At 69.1% G+C, this 16,969-nt stretch carries 21 protein-coding genes; 1 reads left to right on the top strand and 20 read right to left on the bottom strand.

Translation table 11 applies throughout. The annotated features are described in order from the left end of the window. Nucleotides 1-32: 32 nt before the first annotated feature. The 19 genes from L0977_RS09450 to L0977_RS09360 all read right to left on the bottom strand — a co-directional run bounded on the left by L0977_RS09450 (nucleotide 33) and on the right by L0977_RS09360 (nucleotide 15,209). The gene (locus tag L0977_RS09450) at nucleotides 33-566 is read right to left on the bottom strand and encodes a hypothetical protein (RefSeq protein WP_234264614.1); all 534 of its coding nucleotides are present in this window, start codon (nucleotides 564-566) and stop codon (nucleotides 33-35) included. 80 nt (nucleotides 567-646) lie between these two features. Further along, a complete protein-coding gene (gene hypE / locus L0977_RS09445) occupies nucleotides 647-1,759 on the bottom strand; it encodes a hydrogenase expression/formation protein HypE (RefSeq protein ID WP_234264613.1) in 1,113 nt (370 codons plus the stop codon). Further along, complete coding sequence (gene hypD / locus L0977_RS09440; RefSeq protein WP_234264612.1) at nucleotides 1,756-2,991, bottom strand: hydrogenase formation protein HypD; 1,236 nt, start codon at nucleotides 2,989-2,991, stop codon at nucleotides 1,756-1,758. The genes hypE and hypD overlap by 4 nt, the downstream gene beginning before the upstream one ends. Further along, entirely contained in the window at nucleotides 2,988-3,308 is a 321-nt protein-coding gene (locus tag L0977_RS09435; protein ID WP_234264611.1) for a HypC/HybG/HupF family hydrogenase formation chaperone, read from the bottom strand. Before L0977_RS09435 ends, hypD begins: the two co-directional genes overlap by 4 nt. Further along, nucleotides 3,299-4,513, bottom strand: a complete 1,215-nt coding sequence (locus tag L0977_RS09430) for a Kae1-like domain-containing protein (protein WP_234264610.1) — start codon at nucleotides 4,511-4,513, stop codon at nucleotides 3,299-3,301. The genes L0977_RS09435 and L0977_RS09430 overlap by 10 nt, the downstream gene beginning before the upstream one ends. Nucleotides 4,514-4,525: 12 nt before the next feature. Continuing rightward, nucleotides 4,526-5,542, bottom strand: a complete 1,017-nt coding sequence (gene hypB, locus L0977_RS09425; RefSeq protein ID WP_234264609.1) for a hydrogenase nickel incorporation protein HypB — start codon at nucleotides 5,540-5,542, stop codon at nucleotides 4,526-4,528. Nucleotides 5,543-5,565: 23 nt separating this feature from the next. Then, a complete protein-coding gene (locus L0977_RS09420; protein WP_234264608.1) occupies nucleotides 5,566-5,913 on the bottom strand; it encodes a hydrogenase maturation nickel metallochaperone HypA/HybF in 348 nt (115 codons plus the stop codon). Continuing rightward, a complete protein-coding gene (locus L0977_RS09415; RefSeq protein WP_234264607.1) occupies nucleotides 5,906-7,051 on the bottom strand; it encodes a hypothetical protein in 1,146 nt (381 codons plus the stop codon). Before L0977_RS09415 ends, L0977_RS09420 begins: the two co-directional genes overlap by 8 nt. After that, nucleotides 7,048-7,608 (bottom strand): [NiFe]-hydrogenase assembly chaperone HybE, encoded by a 561-nt coding sequence (hybE, locus tag L0977_RS09410; protein WP_234264606.1) that lies wholly within the window; start codon nucleotides 7,606-7,608, stop codon nucleotides 7,048-7,050. The genes L0977_RS09415 and hybE overlap by 4 nt, the downstream gene beginning before the upstream one ends. Nucleotides 7,609-7,750: 142 nt before the next feature. Beyond that, complete coding sequence (locus L0977_RS09405) at nucleotides 7,751-7,984, bottom strand: rubredoxin (RefSeq protein ID WP_234264605.1); 234 nt, start codon at nucleotides 7,982-7,984, stop codon at nucleotides 7,751-7,753. Continuing rightward, the gene (locus tag L0977_RS09400) at nucleotides 7,981-8,844 is read right to left on the bottom strand and encodes a hydrogenase expression/formation protein (protein WP_234264604.1); all 864 of its coding nucleotides are present in this window, start codon (nucleotides 8,842-8,844) and stop codon (nucleotides 7,981-7,983) included. The genes L0977_RS09405 and L0977_RS09400 overlap by 4 nt, the downstream gene beginning before the upstream one ends. 29 nt (nucleotides 8,845-8,873) lie before the next feature. Then, nucleotides 8,874-9,323 carry a hydrogenase gene (locus L0977_RS09395; protein ID WP_234264603.1) on the bottom strand — a complete coding sequence of 150 codons (450 nt, stop codon included), beginning with the start codon at nucleotides 9,321-9,323 and terminating at the stop codon, nucleotides 8,874-8,876. Between the two features lie 19 nt (nucleotides 9,324-9,342). Then, nucleotides 9,343-9,645 (bottom strand): HypC/HybG/HupF family hydrogenase formation chaperone, encoded by a 303-nt coding sequence (locus tag L0977_RS09390; protein ID WP_234264602.1) that lies wholly within the window; start codon nucleotides 9,643-9,645, stop codon nucleotides 9,343-9,345. Nucleotides 9,646-9,648: 3 nt separating this feature from the next. Next, nucleotides 9,649-10,314: a HyaD/HybD family hydrogenase maturation endopeptidase gene (locus tag L0977_RS09385; RefSeq protein WP_234264601.1), complete on the bottom strand. Its 666-nt coding sequence runs from the start codon at nucleotides 10,312-10,314 to the stop codon at nucleotides 9,649-9,651. A gap of 21 nt (nucleotides 10,315-10,335) precedes the next feature. Then, nucleotides 10,336-10,680 (bottom strand): HigA family addiction module antitoxin, encoded by a 345-nt coding sequence (locus tag L0977_RS09380; protein ID WP_234264600.1) that lies wholly within the window; start codon nucleotides 10,678-10,680, stop codon nucleotides 10,336-10,338. Between the two features lie 143 nt (nucleotides 10,681-10,823). Beyond that, a complete protein-coding gene (gene cybH, locus L0977_RS09375; RefSeq protein ID WP_442786624.1) occupies nucleotides 10,824-11,570 on the bottom strand; it encodes a Ni/Fe-hydrogenase, b-type cytochrome subunit in 747 nt (248 codons plus the stop codon). 28 nt (nucleotides 11,571-11,598) lie between these two features. Continuing rightward, nucleotides 11,599-12,201, bottom strand: a complete 603-nt coding sequence (locus L0977_RS09370) for a HupE/UreJ family protein (RefSeq protein WP_234264599.1) — start codon at nucleotides 12,199-12,201, stop codon at nucleotides 11,599-11,601. Nucleotides 12,202-12,230: 29 nt separating this feature from the next. After that, nucleotides 12,231-14,090, bottom strand: a complete 1,860-nt coding sequence (locus tag L0977_RS09365; RefSeq protein WP_234264598.1) for a nickel-dependent hydrogenase large subunit — start codon at nucleotides 14,088-14,090, stop codon at nucleotides 12,231-12,233. Between the two features lie 24 nt (nucleotides 14,091-14,114). Continuing rightward, nucleotides 14,115-15,209: a hydrogenase small subunit gene (locus L0977_RS09360; RefSeq protein ID WP_234264597.1), complete on the bottom strand. Its 1,095-nt coding sequence runs from the start codon at nucleotides 15,207-15,209 to the stop codon at nucleotides 14,115-14,117. Nucleotides 15,210-15,748: 539 nt separating this feature from the next. Here L0977_RS09360 and L0977_RS09355 point away from each other — a divergent pair. Continuing rightward, nucleotides 15,749-16,078, top strand: a complete 330-nt coding sequence (locus tag L0977_RS09355; protein WP_234264596.1) for a hypothetical protein — start codon at nucleotides 15,749-15,751, stop codon at nucleotides 16,076-16,078. Nucleotides 16,079-16,099: 21 nt separating this feature from the next. On the opposite strand, the gene L0977_RS09350 is transcribed toward L0977_RS09355, so the two are convergent. After that, nucleotides 16,100-16,951 (bottom strand): dioxygenase family protein, encoded by an 852-nt coding sequence (locus tag L0977_RS09350; RefSeq protein WP_234264595.1) that lies wholly within the window; start codon nucleotides 16,949-16,951, stop codon nucleotides 16,100-16,102. Between the last annotated feature and the right edge of the window lie 18 nt (nucleotides 16,952-16,969).

Genomic DNA, 16,969 nt, shown 5'->3' with positions numbered 1-16,969 from the left:
TTGTAGGGAGCGGCCGGCCAGATCGGCCAGCGTCAGCCGCCGCGCAAGACACCCACTTCACGGGCCGCCTCGCGCCGCCCCAGGTGGATCGAGAGCCGGGGTTCGAGCGCGCTCACCGCCGCCCGGAACTGGGCCAGGCTGCGGGCCGCCAGCATCGCCTCGGCGATGGTGGCGGTGTCGGGACCAAAGTGCTGGCGCAAGCGCCGGAAGGCCTGGCGCTGCAGGCCCAGCACCGCCTCGGCCTCGTCGGGCGAGGGTTCGGGCGGCCACGCCGCAACGGGCTCGGCGGGTGCCTGCGGGGCAGCCACCGGCTCGGCGACCGCGGCCGGCGGCGCTGCGGGCGCAGGTTCCGGAGCGGGCACGGCGTCGGGTTCGATGAAGCCGCGTTCCCGCAACAGCGCCAGGTGCTCCGGCAGATCGGGCAACCCCAGTGCCGACAACGCCGCCACGCCTTCGCGCCCCTTGACCAGGATGAGCACGCGGCGGGTCACCGGCGACAGGCCCGCCCGGCGCAGGCCGATTTCGGCCCGCCCCGCATCGGTCTTGCGAAACACCGGATTCGCCATGCCGTCTCCTCGTGATCTTCTGTCGACTGCGCTTGCCGTCTGCTGCCGGCGCCTTCGTCGCCGCTGGCGACGCGGCGGCTTCAGCAGATTCTGGGCAACTGTTCACCGCTGAGCCAGTCGACCACACGCCGGCCACCGAAGCGGGTGTCCATCTGCACGAAGTGGTGCGCATCGGTGGTGACCTCGCCGATGCGTGCCGCGTCCGCGCCCAGCGGGTGGGCACGCAAGGCGGCCAGCGCGGCCTCGGCCGCTGCGGGCGCGACGATGGCGATCAGCTTGCCCTCGTTGGCCACGTACAGCGGGTCCAGCCCGAGCAGCTCGCAGGCCGCGTCCACCTGCGGCTTGACCGGGATGGCCGCCTCCTGCAGGCGCATGCCGACGCCGGACTGGCGCGCGATTTCGTTGAGCGTGGTGGCCAGGCCGCCGCGCGTGGGGTCGCGCAGCACGCGCACCGCGCCGGGTACTGCGGCCATGAGGTCGGCCACCAGCGTGTGCAGCGCGGCGGTGTCGCTTTCGATCGTGGTCTCGAAGGCCAGCGATTCGCGCTGGGAGAGCACGGCCACGCCGTGGTCGCCGATGGTGCCGGAGAGCAGGATCACGTCACCCGCCCGCGCGTTCTTGCCACCGACCGACACGCCCGGCGCCAGCAGGCCGACACCGGTGGTGCTGATGAAGACGCCGTCGCCCTTGCCTTTTTCCACCACCTTGGTGTCGCCCGTGACCACCGGCACGCCGGCTTCGCGCGCCGCAGCGCCCAGGCTCTGCACGATGCGCTGCAGGTCGGCCAGCGGGTAGCCTTCTTCGATGATGAAGCTGGCGCTCAGGTACAGCGGCGTGGCGCCCATCATCGCCACGTCGTTGACCGTGCCGTGCACCGCCAGGCAACCGAGGTCGCCACCGGGGAAGAAGATGGGCGAAACCACGTGGCCGTCGGTCGCCATCACCAGCTGGCCGGCACCGTTGGCCAAGGTGGGCAGCGGCAGCGCAGCGCCGTCGTCGCCCTGGCGCAGGAAGGGGTTGTCCAGCGCGGGCAGGAACAGTTCCTCGATCAGTTGCGCCGCCGCCTTGCCACCGGCGCCGTGGCCCATGTCGATGCGGCCGTGTCGGATGTCCAGCGGGCGGGTGTAGGTTTTCTTCACGGTGCTGGCCTGGTTCGGCGGGCTCGGGGGCGGGTTGTCGTGGTCGACTCTCATGCTTCGGCCCCTTCGGTGGCGGCCACCACCGGGATATCCCGGAAGCGCCCGTAGGTGTAGTGCGCGGCGCAGGCGCCTTCGCTGGACACCATGCAGGAACCGATCGGGTTTTCGGGCGTGCAGACGGTGCCGAAGATCTTGCAGTCGCGCGGCTCCTTGACGCCGCGCAGGATGGCGCCGCACTCGCAGGCCTTGTTGTCGGGCACGCTGCGGTAGCCCAGGTTGAAGCGGTGTTCGGCGTCGTACTCGCGGTATTTCTCGCGGATCTGCAGGGCCGAGTGCGGCATGGTGCCCAGGCCGCGCCACTCGAAGGCCTCGCGCAGTTCGAACACGTCGTCCATCACGGCCTGCGCATTCAGGTTGCCGTGGGGCGTGACGGCGCGGGTGAACTCGTTCTCCACCTCGGCGCGGCCTTCGTTGACCTGGCGCACCAGCATCAGAATGGCCTGCAGCACGTCCAGCGGCTCGAAGCCGGCGATGACGACGGGCTTCTGGTATTCCTGCGCGAACTTCGCGTACGGGTCGGAGCCGATCACCACGCTCACATGCGCCGGGCCGACGAAGCCTTCGATCTCCGCCGTCTCATGCGAACCATGGCCCCCACGCTCCCCTGCTTCGCATGGGTCGCTGCCCCCCGAGGGGGCTGACACAGCTGGGGACGGCCCGGCACTGGGTCGGCCACCATCGAGGATCGCGCGGATCGCGGGCGGCGTGAGCACGTGGCTGCACATCACGCTGAAGTTCTTCAGGCCTTCACGCGCCGCATCGCGGATGACCAGCGCCGTCGGCGGCGTGGTGGTTTCGAAGCCGATGGCGAAGAAGACCACCTGCTTTTCCGGGTTGTCGCGCGCCATCTGCAGCGCGTCGCCGGCCGAATAGACCATGCGGATGTCGCCGCCGCGCGCCTTGGCCTTGGTCAGCGAGAGGCCGCCGGAGGCCGGCACGCGCAGGGTGTCGCCGTAGGTGCAGAGGATCACGTCGTGCTGCAGCGCCAGCTCGATCGCCAGGTCCACGCGGCCGATGGGCAGCACGCAGACCGGGCAGCCCGGGCCGTGGATCATGCGCACGTTGGGCGGCAGCAGCTCCAGCACGCCGTAGCGGCTGATGGCGTGGGTGTGGCCGCCGCAGAACTCCATGAAGCGGTAGTGGTGATCGGGCTTCACTTCGGCGGCAATGCGCTCGGCGATGTGTTTCGCCAGCGCCCCATCGCGGAATTCGTCGATGTATTTCATACCCCCACGCTCCCCATTTCATGGTGTTCGCTGCCCCCCAAGGGGGCTGACCCAGCTTGGGGCGGCCCGGCGCTGGGTCTCATGTCTGACACCTCCGCCGTGCGCGACTGCATTTCAGCGAACAGGGCCAGGGTCTTGTGCGCCTCTTCGGGGTCGAGCAGGCCGATGGCATGGCCCACGTGCACGATGACGTAGTCGCCCACGTTCGCTTCGGGCACGAGGGCGATGGAAATGGGCTTGCGGATGCCGCCCAGCTCGACCAGGGCCTGGTCGTGGGCGCGCTTTTCCACCAGCAGCGCGGGAATGGCTAGGCACATGAAACGGTCTCCTCAACGTGGGGTTCTGCTTGGGGGGTCTGAACATGCTGCGCGGCCACCCAGGCCTGGCCGAGGGCCAGACCGGCGTCGCCGCAGCCTGAGGCGCCGGGCAGGTACACCGCCAGCCCCGCAGCCGCCAGCCGCCGCACCACATGCTCGCGCAGGATGCGGTTGAAAAAGCAGCCACCACCGAGCACCGCGGTGGTGGTGCCGGTGCGGCGTGCGGCATCGGTCAGCCAGGTGGCCAGCGCATCGGCCAGGCCGAGGTGGAAGCCGGCGGCGGCCGCGTCGGTGTCGGTGGCGTCGAACAGCGGTGCCAGCAAGGGGCGCAGGTCCAGCACGCCCGCACGGTCGGCGCGGGCGCCGGGCAGTGGCGGCAGATCGGGCTGCCGCGCGAGCGCGCGGGCGGCGGCCTGTTCGAGCGCGATCGCCGCCTCGGCCTCGTCGTGCTGGCGCAGGCACAGGCCGAGCGCGGCAGCAGCAGCGTCGAACCAGCGCCCGGTGCTGCTGGTGAACGGGCTGTTCAGGCCACGGTCGAGCATCTGGCGCACGCCGGCGGCCAGGGGTTCACCGACCACCACCCCGAAGCGCGGCACGATCCGATCGCCCCGACCGCTGGCGTGCAACGCGCTCGCGGCCATGCGCCAGGGTTCGCGCGCGGCGCGGTCGCCCCCCGGCAGGGCCAGCGGAAACAGGTGCCCGAGGCGTTGCCAGCGGGCGCCGTCGAGCCCCAGCAGTTCACCGCCCCAGGCGGTGAAGCTGTTCGCCGGGCCGCCCCCAGAACGGCGCTCCCCCGGCGGGGACACCGGCGAAGCCTGGCAGGGGGTGTCTGCTTTTGTGCCCAGCCCCACGCCATCGAGCGCAAGGCCGACCACCGGTCCGTCAATGCCGTGCTCGGCCACGACGGCGGCCAGGTGGGCATGGTGGTGCTGCACGCCGATCGCGGGCACACCCAGCGCGTGGGCGGTGGCGATGGCCAACTGGGTGCTGAAAAAGTCGGGGTGCAGGTCGTGCGCGATGGCCTGCACCGGTGCCCCGGCGGCTGCGGCCTGCCGGAGCAGCGCCTGCACCGAAGCTTCCAGCGCCTCGCAGGCAACCGGGTCGCTGAGGTCGCCGTGCACCGGCGACCAGTGCGCGCGCCCGTCCAGCAGCAGGCAGGCCGCGTTCTTGAGCCAGGCGCCGACGGCGAGCACGGAAGCGGTCATGAGCAGGCTCCGTCAGGCGGCCGACAGCGCTGCCCGGGCTTTCGCCAGTTCGGCTTCGAGTTGCTGCACACGCTGACGCAACGCAGCTTCATCGGCGGCGGGCTCCTGGTCGTGGTGATGGTAGTCGTGACCCATCGCGTGGTCCAGCCAGTGCAGCCAGGCGTCCATGCCTTCGCCGGTGGTGGCCGAGAGCTGCAGGATCTCGATGGACGGGTTCACGCGCCGGGCGAGTTCGATGCAGCGCGCCACGTCGAACTTCACGTGCGGCAGCAGGTCGGTCTTGTTCAGGATCATCAACTGCGAGGCCGCGAACATGTCGGGGTACTTCAGCGGCTTGTCCTCGCCCTCGGTCACCGAGAGGATGGCCACCTTGGCGGCTTCGCCCAGGTCCCACACGGCGGGGCAGACCAGGTTGCCGACGTTCTCGATGAACAGCAGGTCGCGGCCGCCGTGGCCGTGGCCGTGGCCGTGGCCGTGCGCATGGTTGTGGTGATGGCCGTGATCGTGGCCATGGTCGTGCGAATGCGCATGGTCGTGGCTGTGCAGTTGCGCAAACGCCTCGGCCACCATGGGCGCGTCGAGGTGGCAGCCCTTGCCCGTGTTCACTTGAATGGCTGGCGCGCCGGTGGCGCGGATGCGGTCGGCGTCGAAGCTGGTCTGCTGGTCGCCCTCGATCACCGCGACGTGCAGGCCCGGGTCGCGCGCCTTCAGGGCCTCGATGGTCGCGCACAGCAGCGTGGTCTTGCCCGAGCCCGGACTGGAGACGAAGTTGAGCGCGGTCACGCCGTGCGACGCGAAGTGCGCGCGGTTCTGCTGTGCCACGCGGTTGTTGGCGCCCAGGATGTCGGTCTCCAGCTTGATCGCCCGTTCCTGGCTCATGCCGGGCACCGACACGCGGGCCGCACCGGCACCGAAGTGCAGATCGCCACTGGCCGGGTTCACCGTCACCACACCGGGTTCACCGCCGGCCTGTTGCACCTGCCGGGCATGAGCCGGGCTGTTGTCACTGCATCCGCACACGACACACATGGTCTGTCTCCTTCAACGTTGTTTCAATCATCGGCCACGCGCATGTCCACCACGCGCAATTCCATGCCGCCCGTGGGCTGCAACTGGTGGCCGCCGCACTGCGGGCAGGCGTCGCCGCGCTGGCTGATCGCCACCGTCTGGGCACAGCCCATGCACCAGGCTTGCCCGGGCGGTTCATCGATCTGAATGCGCGCGCCGTCCAGCAGCGTGCCGGGGGCCAGGCTTTCCAGCGCAAAACGCAGCGCCCGCACGTCCACCCCCGCCAACTGGCCCGCTTCCAGGCGCAGTTCGAGCAGGCGCGCGAAGTGCTCGCGCCGCGCCGTGTCTTCGATCAGTTGCAGCACGCCACCGGCCAGGCTGGCTTCATGCATGGCACACCTCCGTGCGCGGCTGGGCCGCCCCCCCGATCTCGAACGGCACGCAGGGGTCGAAAGCCGCCATCAGCAGCCCGACCTGGCGCGCCACGCCGGGCGCGCGGGCGTCCAGCGCGGCCACGCGGTGGGCCACCTCGCCCTGCGGCTGGAAGTTCCACTCGGTCGGCGCCAGCACCTGGCAGGCCTGCACGCGGCTGTCGGTGCCGTCGCCGTGCAGGCGCACGCGGTGCACCAGCAGGCCGCGCGCCATTTCGACCCAGGCCAGCCCGTCGTCGGGTCCCAGGTGCAGCCCGCCGTGTTGCAGCACCCGGGCACCCTGGCCGTCGCCATCGGGCAGGCACAGGCGCACCAGTTCGGCCACGCGGCTGCCCAGCAGCGCCCAGGGCGTGAGCGGCAGGTCGGCATCGGCCCCATGACGGCGGGCCCATGGCCCGGTGTGGGCGCCCGCGCCCTGCCACAGCGGCGCCAGCACGAAACCCGGTTGGTGGTCCAGATCGGCCGCCAGGGCCACCAGCCCGGCGTCGCTGCCATGCACACGCAAGGCACGGGTCTGGTCGAGCGGCTCACCGGCGTCGGCCGAGCGCGCAGCGCTCACCAGCGCCGGCAGCCAGCCGGTCTGGCGGTGGCTCCAGTCCAGCCACCAGTCGGCGCCGCAGACCTGCCAGGCGCGATGCCAGCGCGTGGCCGGCATCTGCAGCCAGCCCTGTTCCAGCCAGGCCAGGGTGTCGGGCCACAGCGTCGGGTCGTGGGCGTCGCGCGGGCCCAGCAAGGGGCAGGTGCGCAATCCGGCCAGGGCCGCGCTCGCCACGCCCGCATCGCCGTCGGCCAACAGGCGGGGCCAGTCCAGCGCGATGCGCCGCAGGTGTTCGGCCGCGGTGTCGCGCCGCAGGCGGGCCGCCACACCGGCCGGTGCCGGCTGGCGGCCAGGTTGCGCGGCGGCCAGCGCGCCTTCGGCGCACAGCCGGTGTGCGTGGCCGCACAGGTTGAACAGGCTGGCCAGGAGGCCGGGCAGCACGGCGGCGGTCTGGCCGCGTGCGAGTTCACCCGCCCAGGCGCGGCGTCCGCTGTGCAGCGCGGCCGGTGGCGGCAGGCCGGGCTGCACGCGCAGCCGGCCGATCAGGTCGGGCATCGTCATGGCGCGGCGCCCGCGCCAGGGCGGCGGGCCAGGAAGAAGGCGCGGCGAGATGGCACGGGCTCCACCGTCGTCACCGGGGACGCAGTGGTCGAGACCGCAGCGGGAACCGCCGCCGGACGCACCAGCTTGAGCGATTCGAGCGCGGTCTCGCGCGCCTGGTCCATACCGGCGAAATCCTGCATGGGCGAAAACAGCGCGCAGGTCTCGTGGTAGCCCACGGCCGGATCGTGCGCGCCGATGAAGTCGAACCGTTCGCTGCCGAAGTCGCGCACAAAGCTGCGCCCGACGCGGTGACCATGGCCCTGTGCCCGCGCCGGCAGCCGCACCAGACTCATGAACCAGGGCGTGATGAGCACCCCCTCGGCCACCGGATCGGCCTCGGGCGCCGTTTCACCGGCCACGCCCTCGCCCCACTGGAAACCCACCGCCTCGACCGACAGCGCCGGGTTCAGGATGGGCACGCCCACCATGCGCTCGGTCTGCACCCGGCGGTAAAACGCCACCAGCGCCGCCACGCGCGCGTCCAAAGAGGGGACGGAATGGGACAGCACGCTCACAGCCAGCTCTCCGGCGCGCAGCAGCCCCAGCCAGGGGCAGCGAGGGTCCGGCTCTGCCGGCCCAAGCTGCCGTCCCCCCTCGAAGCGCCGCAGGCGCGCCACGGAGGGGGGAAGCCGCGCAGCGGCGCAGGGGGGTGCGCTCTCATTCCAGCACCATGAACTGCTCGGGCGGGCAGTCGCAGTTGGGGCAGCGCCAGTGCGGTGGCAGCTCGGTGAACGGGGTGCCGGGTGGAATCTGCCACTGCGGGTCGCCCTCGGCCGGGTCGTACACCCACCAGCAGATCTTGCATTCGAGGCGCGTATCGGGCCTCAGCAGCGCGCGGTTGCCGAGGTAGGAGCCCTCGAAGCCGCCGGGGGATGCGTGGGGGCCAGTCATGCCTGCTCCAGATAGCCCAACACGTCGGCCAGGCGGGTGTGCGAGTCGCGCAGGTCTTCGGGGGCCGCCATCGCCACCTCGGGCATGTCGACCACTTCGACCGTGTTCAGGATCACCGCATCCATCGAGTTGTAGTACACCACGCGCCAGCAATTCGGGTGGCGCGTGTTGGAAATGCGGCAGTTGCCGTAACCGCGCGAGAGCAGCAGCACGCGGCCGGTACCGAGCTGGTGATCGAGGAAGCCGATGTCTTCGGGCGTCACCGGCAGCAGCGTGAGGTTGACCACATGCGGCGCCTGGCCAGGCCGCCAGCGCGACACCTGGTCGCGGATTTCGTCGAGCAGCAACGGCGCGTTCTGCACGTTGGGTGGCAACGCGCCGGACCAGGGGCGGTAGGCCACCATGGCGTCTTCGGCGGCCACGGTGCGCAGCAGCGCCGGCACGGGGCCGACCTCGATGGCGTCGTCGACACAGACACCGTCCTTGAAGCTCATCAGGCGCCAGACGCCGGCGAACACCGACTCCTGCACCCGCACCTCCAGACCGGTGGTGCCATCGCGCACGATGGCGCTGGCTTCGCCCTCGCCCATCACCTGGTTGACCAGGCCCAGGTCGTCCGCCGACAGGCCACGCAGGCCGACCTGGGCTCCGGACCGGCCTTCGGCGGCGGCGTCAAGCAGGTCGCACACCTGGGTCAGCACGGCTCGCGCCTGGGTCCGGCCGGCGATCTCTTCCGGCTCGGGCAGCATGGGCGCGCGGTAGGTGTCCATGTCCTTGGGCATGGACAGGTAGCTCAGCGATTCGTCCTCGGTCTGTGTGCCGGGACCCAGGGCAACGACGGGAATGGGAAAGTCTTTCATGCGGCGCTCGGTGTGGACGACAAAGGGATTCAGTGGCAGCCGCTGCCGGCGCCCTGGCTGACGACGGGGATGCCGATGGTGGGCGGGCGCGAGGGCGGCATGGCCAATGCAGCGGCAACGCCGGACAGGTACACGTCCCAGTCCTGCATGCCGGCGATCGCGGTGACGTACTGACCGTCGCGGAAGAACAGCAGCGTGGGCCAGCGCTGCGAGCCGTAGCGGCGCGCCACCGCGTCTTCGCTGTCGCGCGGCACCACGGCCACCGCAAAGCGGTTCGGGAAGGCTTTCATCAGCTCGGGCAGCACCGCCGCCACGTCCACCCCTTCGGGAAAGCGCACCGGGTCGCCGGCCAGCAACACGACGCGGTCACCGCCGCCGGCGGTCCAGTCGGCGACGCTGGTCTCGTCGACCCAGGTGGCGCCGAACTCACGGGCCAGGCGCTGCACCAGCGGGGCGTGGGCTTCTGTCACTTCGATCATGTCTGTTCTCCTGAAGAAATCATTGGCCGGTCAGGGCACGGAGTTGGTCGGCATCCATCTGCGACGGGAGGGCGAAATCGACCGCGTGGTCCGCTCCCGCGCCCTGCATGGCACCCACCACCAGATCCAGCGCCGCGTTGACCTCGGCGGCGCGGTCGGCGTCGATGCGCTCGCGCGCGTCGTCGATGAAGACCAGCAACCAGTCGCCTGCACACACCTCGCCGACCAGCGCGGTGTTGATGCGGCGCCGCTCACCGCGCCCTTCGCACTGGGCGAAGCGGCCCTCGGCTTCGATCACCTGCATGGGGATGCCGATGCACATGGTTCAAGCTCCCTTCGGCATGAACCGGTCATCACCGATGCGACAGGCCTCTTCGGCCGCCGGGCGTTGCGCTTCGTAGGCGGTCAGCGCCAGTTCGTCCAGCGTCACGGCTTCGCGCGCGGCCAGCGGGGTCTGGCGCTCGACCGGCTGCGCGCCCCAGCGCGCCAGTTCGGCCACGCCCAGCGCCAGCGCGTCTTCCATCGCGGCCTTGACCACCGGCCGCAGGCTGCCGCCGTAGTCCTCCAGCTCCTGCGGCTGGCAGCCGATCAGCAGTACCTGCTGCGGGTACTTGCCGGTGAGCGTGGCCAGCGAGAGCACCTCCTGGAAGCCGGTCTGGTGCAGGCTCATCTTCTTGGCACCCATGAAGCGCGGCACGGCGTCGTCGCGCACCTGCTTGAGCGTGCCGGGCTCGAGGCCGTAGTCGATGGCGTCGAAGATCAGCAGCGCGTCGGCTTCCTGCACGTGCTGGATCAGGTACAGGCCCTGGGTGCCGCCGTCGATGAGCTGCACATGGTCGGCAAACTCGTAACGGCGCTGCAGCGCCTCGATGCAGCGCACGCCGAAACCTTCGTCGGCCCACAGCAGGTTGCCGATGCCCAGCACGACGATGCGGGCCGGCAGGGTGTCACCCCGGGGGTGACAGGTGTTTTCAGTCGGAGTGGCGCTCATGGCAGGACTGACCTTCAAAAATCAGGGGGTGGGGGAAACGGCCGGGCCTGCGGACAGGCGCTTCCAGGCGTGGAAGCTGTCCCAGGCGGCCTGCTGTGCGAGCCAGAAGCCGGCGTCGATACCGAACTGCCGCGCACAGCGGATGGCGGTGTCGGGCGACATGGCGCGCTGGCCATGCACCAGCTCGTGCAGGCGGCGGCGCGACAGGCCCAGCAGGCGCGCGGCCTCGCTCTGGTTGAGCGAGAGCGGTGCCAGGCAGGTGCGCGCCAGCAAGCGCCCCGGATGCATCGGCGCACGCACCGGCACCCCGCGCGGCGGGATCACCGACGCGATGGGGTGCTGATGAAGGGGTGCGGTGCGCGTCATGACAAGGAGACGAAGTGGTAGCGAAGTGCCTGAATCAAGGGCGCCGAGGAACCGGCTCCGCCGGGCCTCCAGCGCCGCTCCCTGGGGGGGGGTGACGCCGAAGGCGGCGCGGGGGGCGTCCCGTCCTGCGGCGTGGGTGGGGGTTAATCCTTGAACGTGCGGTGCCCGGAAATCATGGTCGAGACAATGCTCTGGCGGCCCATGATGTCTTCGCGGATCGCCGCGTACACATGCAGCGTGATGAAGATCACCATGGCCCACATGCCGAGGCGGTGGAAGGTGTGCACGTCCTGGCTCTGGCCGAACAGCGGGATGACCCAGCCGAACAGCGTTTCCTGCCACGACCCCATCTGCGCGCCTTCGCCGTAGAGCGCAAACCCCGTCACGATCATGAACAGCGAGAGCATCAGGTAGCCCGTGAACATCGCGAAGCGCGCCAGCGGGTTGTGCCCGACGTACTGGTTCGGCTTGGGGATGAGGAACAGGTACCAGCGCAGCATGTTGAACACATCGCGCCAGTAGGCCTTCTGGAACAGCGGCACCCAGAACAGCTCGCGCGCATGGTGGTTGCCCACCAGCGCCCAGTAGGCCCGGCCCAGCAGCCCCACGGCCATGATGTAACCGGCCGCGAAGTGGGCAAACCGGATGTAGCCCATCACATAGTGCTGGCTGGCCTCGCCAGGCATGGTCGGCAAGGGCTGGCCGATGAAGTAGCCCGTGACGCAGAGCACGGTGATGGCCAGCACATTGATCCAGTGCCACAGGCGCACCGGCGCTTCGTACACGTAGACCGAGCGGGTGGACTGACCGTGCGCGATGGCGCTGTCGTCCATGCCGGTGACGTCGGCCAGCCGCTGCTGGGCCAGTTGTTGCGGAGACAAGGCAGACATGGCGTGCTCCTTGAGGACGGTGCGGCGGTCAGACCGCCAGCTGGCTGAACAGGTAGACGCCGGCGGCGCTGAGCGCGGCGCCCAGGCTGCCCAGCGCCAGGCCGCTGCGCCGGCCCAGCCAGCGCTTGATCGCCAGGCCGATGCCCACGCCGCCGATGTGCAGCACGGCCGTGGTCAGCAGGAAGCCGAGCGCGTAGCCGGCAAAGCCGGTCTCGGGCGTTTCGGCACCGTGGGCCAGGCCGTGCAGCGACGCGGCCGCGGCGATCAGGCCCAGACCCAGGGCGGGCGGCAGGGGCCTGGCCGCCAGGATCAGCATGGCGCCGAACATCACCACGCTCAGCGAGATGGCGTGTTCCAGGTAGGGCACGGTCAGGCCCATCATGCCCAGCACGGCGCTGGCCACCAGGGCCAGCAGGAAGGTGGCCGGGCCCTGCCAGGCCTTGTTCGCGGGCAGGGCCGAGACGGACCAGATGCCCACGGCGACCATGGCCAGCAGGTGATCGGGGCCGAAGGGGTGGACCAGGCCTTCCATGAGGCTGCTGGTGCCGTGGCCGGTGTGGGCCTGGGCGACGCCGGCCAGGCCGGCCAACAGCGCGGCTGCGGTGGCGCGACGGATGGTTTTTGCTTGCATGGGTTTCTCCTCGTTGATGCGTGGCGCGTTCAGCGAACCGTCACGCGGGCCATTTCCTGGCCTTCGGGGCTCATCACGTGGGTGGAGCAGGCCAGGCAGGGATCGAAGCTGTGCAGCGTGCGCAGGATCTCCAGCGGCTGCTCGGGGTTGACCATGGGCGTGTTCATCAGCGAGGCCTCGAAGGCGCCGATCTGACCCTTGGCGTCGCGGGGCGAACCGTTCCAGGTCGTGGGCACCACGCACTGGTAGTTCTCGATCTTGCCGTCCTTGATCTTGATCCAGTGCCCCAGCATGCCGCGCGGCGCGGCCACCGTGCCCACGCCCTTGGCCTCCTTCGGCCAGGTCTTCGGGTCCCACTTCTCGACGTTGGCGGTGCTGCTGTCGCCGGCCTTGATGTTGCCGACCATCTGCCGGAAGTCGTCCATCATCATCTCGGCGGCGTACTGGCTTTCCAGCGCGCGCGCCAGGGTGCGGCCGATGGTGGTGGGCAGCAGCTGCTTGGCGCTGTAGTTCGTCTCGGGCAGGCCCAGCGCTTTCGGAATCGCACTGTTGATGGCGATGGCCGATTCGTCGATCTGCTGCTTGACGCGCTGGCAGTACTTGTTGCCCTGCATCGCGTGCGCATAGCCCAGGATGTAGCGCGACAGCGGGCCCACTTCCACCGCGTGGCCGCGCCAGCGCGGCGACTTGATCCACGAGTACTTGGCGCTCTCGTCGAGCTGCTCGATCCGGGTCCGTGTGCCCTTGAAGTTCGGGCCTTCGGGCTGGTAGTTGGCCTCGGTGACGCCGTCCCAGGGGTGCAGTCCCTGGGTTTCGTCGCCGTACTTGTACCAGCTGTGGGTCACGAATTCCTGCACCTGTTCGGGGTCGCGCGGGTCGATTTCGTGGATCTTGTTCCAGTCCCCATCGAGGATCACGCCGCCCGGCAACTGGTGCGTACTGTGGTCGTACGGCACCTTCTCGTAGGTACCGTAGTCGGCCACGTTGGTGGCACTCAGACCGCCACCGTAGAGCCAGCCAGCCTGCTTGTAGATCGTGCCGATGGCCAGCACATCGGGGATGTAGACGTTGTTGTTGAAGTCGATCATCTCCTTGATGCGGGCTTCAACGAAGTTCAGCCGCTCCATGTTGATGGGCGCGCCGGCGGCGCCATTGCCGTCGATGTTGATCGCGCAGGGCACACCACCGACCATGTAGTTCGGGTGCGGGTTCTTGCCACCGAAGATGGTGTGCACCTTGACCCATTCCTTCTGCAGGTCCAGCGCTTCGAGGTAGTGGGTGACGGCCATGAGATTGGCCTCGGCCGGCAGCACGTAGGCCTTGGAGCCCCAGTAGCCGTTGGCGAACGGGCCGAGCTGGCCGCTTTCGACGAACTTCTTCAGGCGGTTCTGCACGTCGCGGAAGTAGCCTGGCGAGGACATCGGGTGCGCGGGCGAGACCAGGTGCTGCAGGTCGCTGGTCTTCTTCGGGTCGGCGTTCAGGGCCGAGACCACGTCGACCCAGTCCAGCGCGTGCAGGTGGTAGAAGTGCACCGCGTGGTCGTGCACCTGCAGCGTCTTGGCCATCATCTCGCGGATCAGGTGGGCGTTCAGCGGGATCTTGATGCCCAGCGCGTCCTCCACCGCACGCACCGACGTCAGCGCATGGCAGCCGGTACAGACGCCGCAGATGCGTTCCACGAAGGCCCAGGCGTCGCGCGGATCGCGACCCTTGAGGATCACTTCCAGACCGCGCCACATGGTGCCGGTGGAGACGGCGTTGCGGATCACGTTGTTGCTGTCGAGGTTGACCTCGCAGCGCATGTGGCCCTCGATGCGGGTCACGGGATCGACCACCACACGGCGGCCGGAGTTGTCGAGCTTGAAGCCCTGGGTTTCGTAAGCGCCCATGTCTGTTCTTCCTCTGGTGCTGCGTCAGGCGTTGGGGGTGGTGGCGGCCTGCTTCTTGGCCTGGGCCGCGTCGCGGGAGCGTTTGGCCACCGAGATCGCGGCGTGCGCGGCCACCGCCGCACCGACCACGCCCGCCGCCGTCGCACCGACCTGGTCGGCGTTGGCTTCGATGCCGAACTGGTGGATGTCGGTCAGGCGGTCGTAGAACGAACCCTTGTCCCAGAAACCGTCCTCGGAGCAGCCGATGCAGCCGTGGCCGGCCTTGATCGGGAAGCTCGTGCCCTCGTTCCACTGCACGGTGGAGCAGGCGTTGTAGGTGGTCGGGCCCTTGCAGCCCACCTTGTAGAGGCAGTAGCCCTTGCGCGCGGACTCGTCGTCCCAGGTTTCGACAAACTGGCCAGCATCGAAGTGCGGCCGGCGGTAGCACTTGTCGTGGATGCGCTGGCTGTAGAACATCTTCGGACGGCCCTGGCGGTCCAGCTCGGGCACCTTGTCGAAGGTCAGCATGTAGGTGATCACACCCGTCATCACCTCGGGGATGGGCGGGCAGCCCGGCACCTTGATGATGGGCTTGTCGGTGATGACCTTGTGGATCGGCGTGGCCTGCGTCGGGTTGGGCTTGGCGGCTTGCACGCAGCCCCAACTGGCACACGAACCCCAGGCGATGATGGCCTTGGCGTCCTTGGCGACGTGCTTGAGCTTGTCGATGAAGGGCTTGCCCGACTGGATGCAGAACATGCCGTCTTCATTGAGCGGCGGGTTGCCTTCCACGGCCAGGATGTACTGACCCTTGTACTTGGTCATGATCTCTTCGAGGATCGCCTCGGCCTGGTGGCCGGCGGCGGCCATCAGGGTGTCGTCGTAATCCAGGCTGATCATGGACAGCACCACGTCCTTGGCCAGCGGGTGGGCCGAACGGATGAAGGCTTCGGTGCAGCAGGTGCATTCCAGGCCGTGCAGCCACAGCACCGGGGTGCGCGGCTTGGTTTCCATGGCGTGGACGATCTGGGGCACAAAACTCGGCGCCAGCCCCAGCGAGGTGGCGGTGAGCGAGCAGTACTTGGTGAAACTGCGGCGCGAAATGCCCTTGCGGCGCATGACCTCGTAGAAGGTTTCCATCGTGGGGTGTCTCCGTTGACTGTGTGGCGGACGGTGCCCGCCCGGCCGGCAATCCGGCAGACAGGTGCCTGGTCATCTGCAATCCATGCGCCAGTTTCCGCCCACCCCGGGTAAACACCAGATACCCTCTACAACCCATTGATTTTTAAAACTATTTTTTCACCATTCGGGGGGCCTTGCCGTTTGATAAAAAACAAGGCGGAAAAACATCATCCATTTTCAGAAACAAAATGGAAATTTACTTTTCAACCCCAAGAGCCCCGCACGAAGCCGGCCCGGGGTGAACAGGCCAAAAAAAAGCCGACCCCGGGGGGTCGGCTGCTGTTCAGGGCATCTCTTGGGACGCTGTCAGCGTTGTTCTGCTTGTGGACTGGGTTTGTCTCCTCGGTCCCCCGCGGTCGCCAGCGCTTGCACTGACAGCGAGTGCCGATAATGTAGCCGCGCGCACCATGGCTGTGCATTCGGGGTTTCCCGGAGTCGCCCCACATGCTGGCACAGGAAATGCACAAGGAACCCTGTCGTTGGTTGAGGGGTACACAATGTCACAAAACGATGCACTGGCCACCGCTGCGCACCTTCATGTGCTCTTGCGCCGCAAAACCGGCCGCGTCACGGACACCGAATGGATGGCCAGCAACATCGAGTACGCCCAGGCCATGATCCGGTTTGCGCGCGAGAAGGCGGCCGCCGATGGCCACCAAGAATTGCTGCCGCTGGCGGACCGGCTGGAAATGCTGGTCATGCCGCCGCGCAAGGCGCCCGCGCCCCCGCCGCCGGAAGTGACACCGGGCGCCACCCCGACGGTGCCGCTGGCGGCCGTTCCGGCAGCCAACGACGTCAACACCCGCTACATCGGCCGCTTGCGCTGACGGCTCGTGGCAGGCGTGGCCTCAGGCGCCCAGCCCCACCTGCAGCGTTGCCTGAAAGCCCGACCCCGCATCGCCCGTGACCGTGGCCAGTTGCCAGGCTGCGGCGTCGTCGCCAAACACGTTGTCGCTCGCCAGCGAAACCTGCGCCAGATTGCCCACGCTGGCACCGTAGCCGGACACCACCCCGTAGACCTGGTTGCAGGCGCTCACCGGCAGCGCCAGTTGCGACACCTTGTCGTAGTCGCTGACCGCTGCGCTGTCGACCGCGCTGACCAGGCTGTCGTAGACCTCGAAATGGATGTGCGGCCAGCGGCCGCTGTAGCAACCGGGGAAGATGGTCGTGAAGCTGACCTGCCCGCTGTCGTCGCTGACCTGCACACCGCGCAGGTAGTTTTCGCCCGTGATGCCGCCCGAATACATCGAATACGTGCCCTCGCGCGTGCAATGCCAGAGGTAGACCGCCCGACCGGCCAGGGGCGCACAGGACCCTGCGGCGTTCACCAGGTTCAGGGTCACCGTCAACGGCACGCCGCCGGCCGTACCGCTCGCGCCCGCGATGCTGCTGCGGATGTCGCTGCGCACGATGCCCGACAGCGCCAGCGCGTTCAGCCGCTGGCCCGACGCGCTGGACCCATCGGCCGGGTAGGGACCCGCGGTTTCGGTGGGCATGGTGCGGCAAGTGGTGCCATTGCCGGCGGACGACGCCACGCTGCTGGCCGCATCTTCGTCGTCATCGGCGCCACCACAGGCGGCCAGAACCCAGGGGGCGCTGGCCACCAGGCCGCCGCTGGCGAGCCAGCGCAGGGCCTGGCGGCGGCGTGCCTGTTGGCGCAGCAAGGTGTCGAGATCGTGTTTCAGTCCGTGGGTGTGCATGGTGTCGGGGGTCGAAAA

It is taken from the genome of Hydrogenophaga sp. NFH-34, assembly GCF_021401345.1.
Classification (GTDB): Bacteria; Pseudomonadota; Gammaproteobacteria; order Burkholderiales; family Burkholderiaceae_C; genus Hydrogenophaga; species Hydrogenophaga electricum.
The sequence above is the reverse complement of the archived record's forward strand: the minus strand, read 5'-3'. Positions and strand labels throughout refer to the sequence as shown.

Bases quoted from the DNA above. Each gene is read 5' to 3' on its own strand.
- L0977_RS09450 (WP_234264614.1), bottom strand. From the start codon at position 566: ATGGCGAATCCGGTGTTTCGCAAGACCGATGCGGGGCGGGCCGAAATC.
- hypE (WP_234264613.1), bottom strand. From the start codon at position 1,759: ATGAGAGTCGACCACGACAACCCGCCCCCGAGCCCGCCGAACCAGGCC.
- hypD (WP_234264612.1), bottom strand. From the start codon at position 2,991: ATGAAATACATCGACGAATTCCGCGATGGGGCGCTGGCGAAACACATC.
- L0977_RS09435 (WP_234264611.1), bottom strand. From the start codon at position 3,308: ATGTGCCTAGCCATTCCCGCGCTGCTGGTGGAAAAGCGCGCCCACGAC.
- L0977_RS09430 (WP_234264610.1), bottom strand. From the start codon at position 4,513: ATGACCGCTTCCGTGCTCGCCGTCGGCGCCTGGCTCAAGAACGCGGCC.
- hypB (WP_234264609.1), bottom strand. From the start codon at position 5,542: ATGTGTGTCGTGTGCGGATGCAGTGACAACAGCCCGGCTCATGCCCGG.
- L0977_RS09420 (WP_234264608.1), bottom strand. From the start codon at position 5,913: ATGCATGAAGCCAGCCTGGCCGGTGGCGTGCTGCAACTGATCGAAGAC.
- L0977_RS09415 (WP_234264607.1), bottom strand. From the start codon at position 7,051: ATGACGATGCCCGACCTGATCGGCCGGCTGCGCGTGCAGCCCGGCCTG.
- L0977_RS09405 (WP_234264605.1), bottom strand. From the start codon at position 7,984: ATGACTGGCCCCCACGCATCCCCCGGCGGCTTCGAGGGCTCCTACCTC.
- L0977_RS09400 (WP_234264604.1), bottom strand. From the start codon at position 8,844: ATGAAAGACTTTCCCATTCCCGTCGTTGCCCTGGGTCCCGGCACACAG.
- L0977_RS09395 (WP_234264603.1), bottom strand. From the start codon at position 9,323: ATGATCGAAGTGACAGAAGCCCACGCCCCGCTGGTGCAGCGCCTGGCC.
- L0977_RS09390 (WP_234264602.1), bottom strand. From the start codon at position 9,645: ATGTGCATCGGCATCCCCATGCAGGTGATCGAAGCCGAGGGCCGCTTC.
- L0977_RS09385 (WP_234264601.1), bottom strand. From the start codon at position 10,314: ATGAGCGCCACTCCGACTGAAAACACCTGTCACCCCCGGGGTGACACC.
- L0977_RS09380 (WP_234264600.1), bottom strand. From the start codon at position 10,680: ATGACGCGCACCGCACCCCTTCATCAGCACCCCATCGCGTCGGTGATC.
- cybH (WP_442786624.1), bottom strand. From the start codon at position 11,570: ATGTCTGCCTTGTCTCCGCAACAACTGGCCCAGCAGCGGCTGGCCGAC.
- L0977_RS09370 (WP_234264599.1), bottom strand. From the start codon at position 12,201: ATGCAAGCAAAAACCATCCGTCGCGCCACCGCAGCCGCGCTGTTGGCC.
- L0977_RS09365 (WP_234264598.1), bottom strand. From the start codon at position 14,090: ATGGGCGCTTACGAAACCCAGGGCTTCAAGCTCGACAACTCCGGCCGC.
- L0977_RS09360 (WP_234264597.1), bottom strand. From the start codon at position 15,209: ATGGAAACCTTCTACGAGGTCATGCGCCGCAAGGGCATTTCGCGCCGC.
- L0977_RS09355 (WP_234264596.1), top strand. From the start codon at position 15,749: ATGTCACAAAACGATGCACTGGCCACCGCTGCGCACCTTCATGTGCTC.
- L0977_RS09350 (WP_234264595.1), bottom strand. From the start codon at position 16,951: ATGCACACCCACGGACTGAAACACGATCTCGACACCTTGCTGCGCCAA.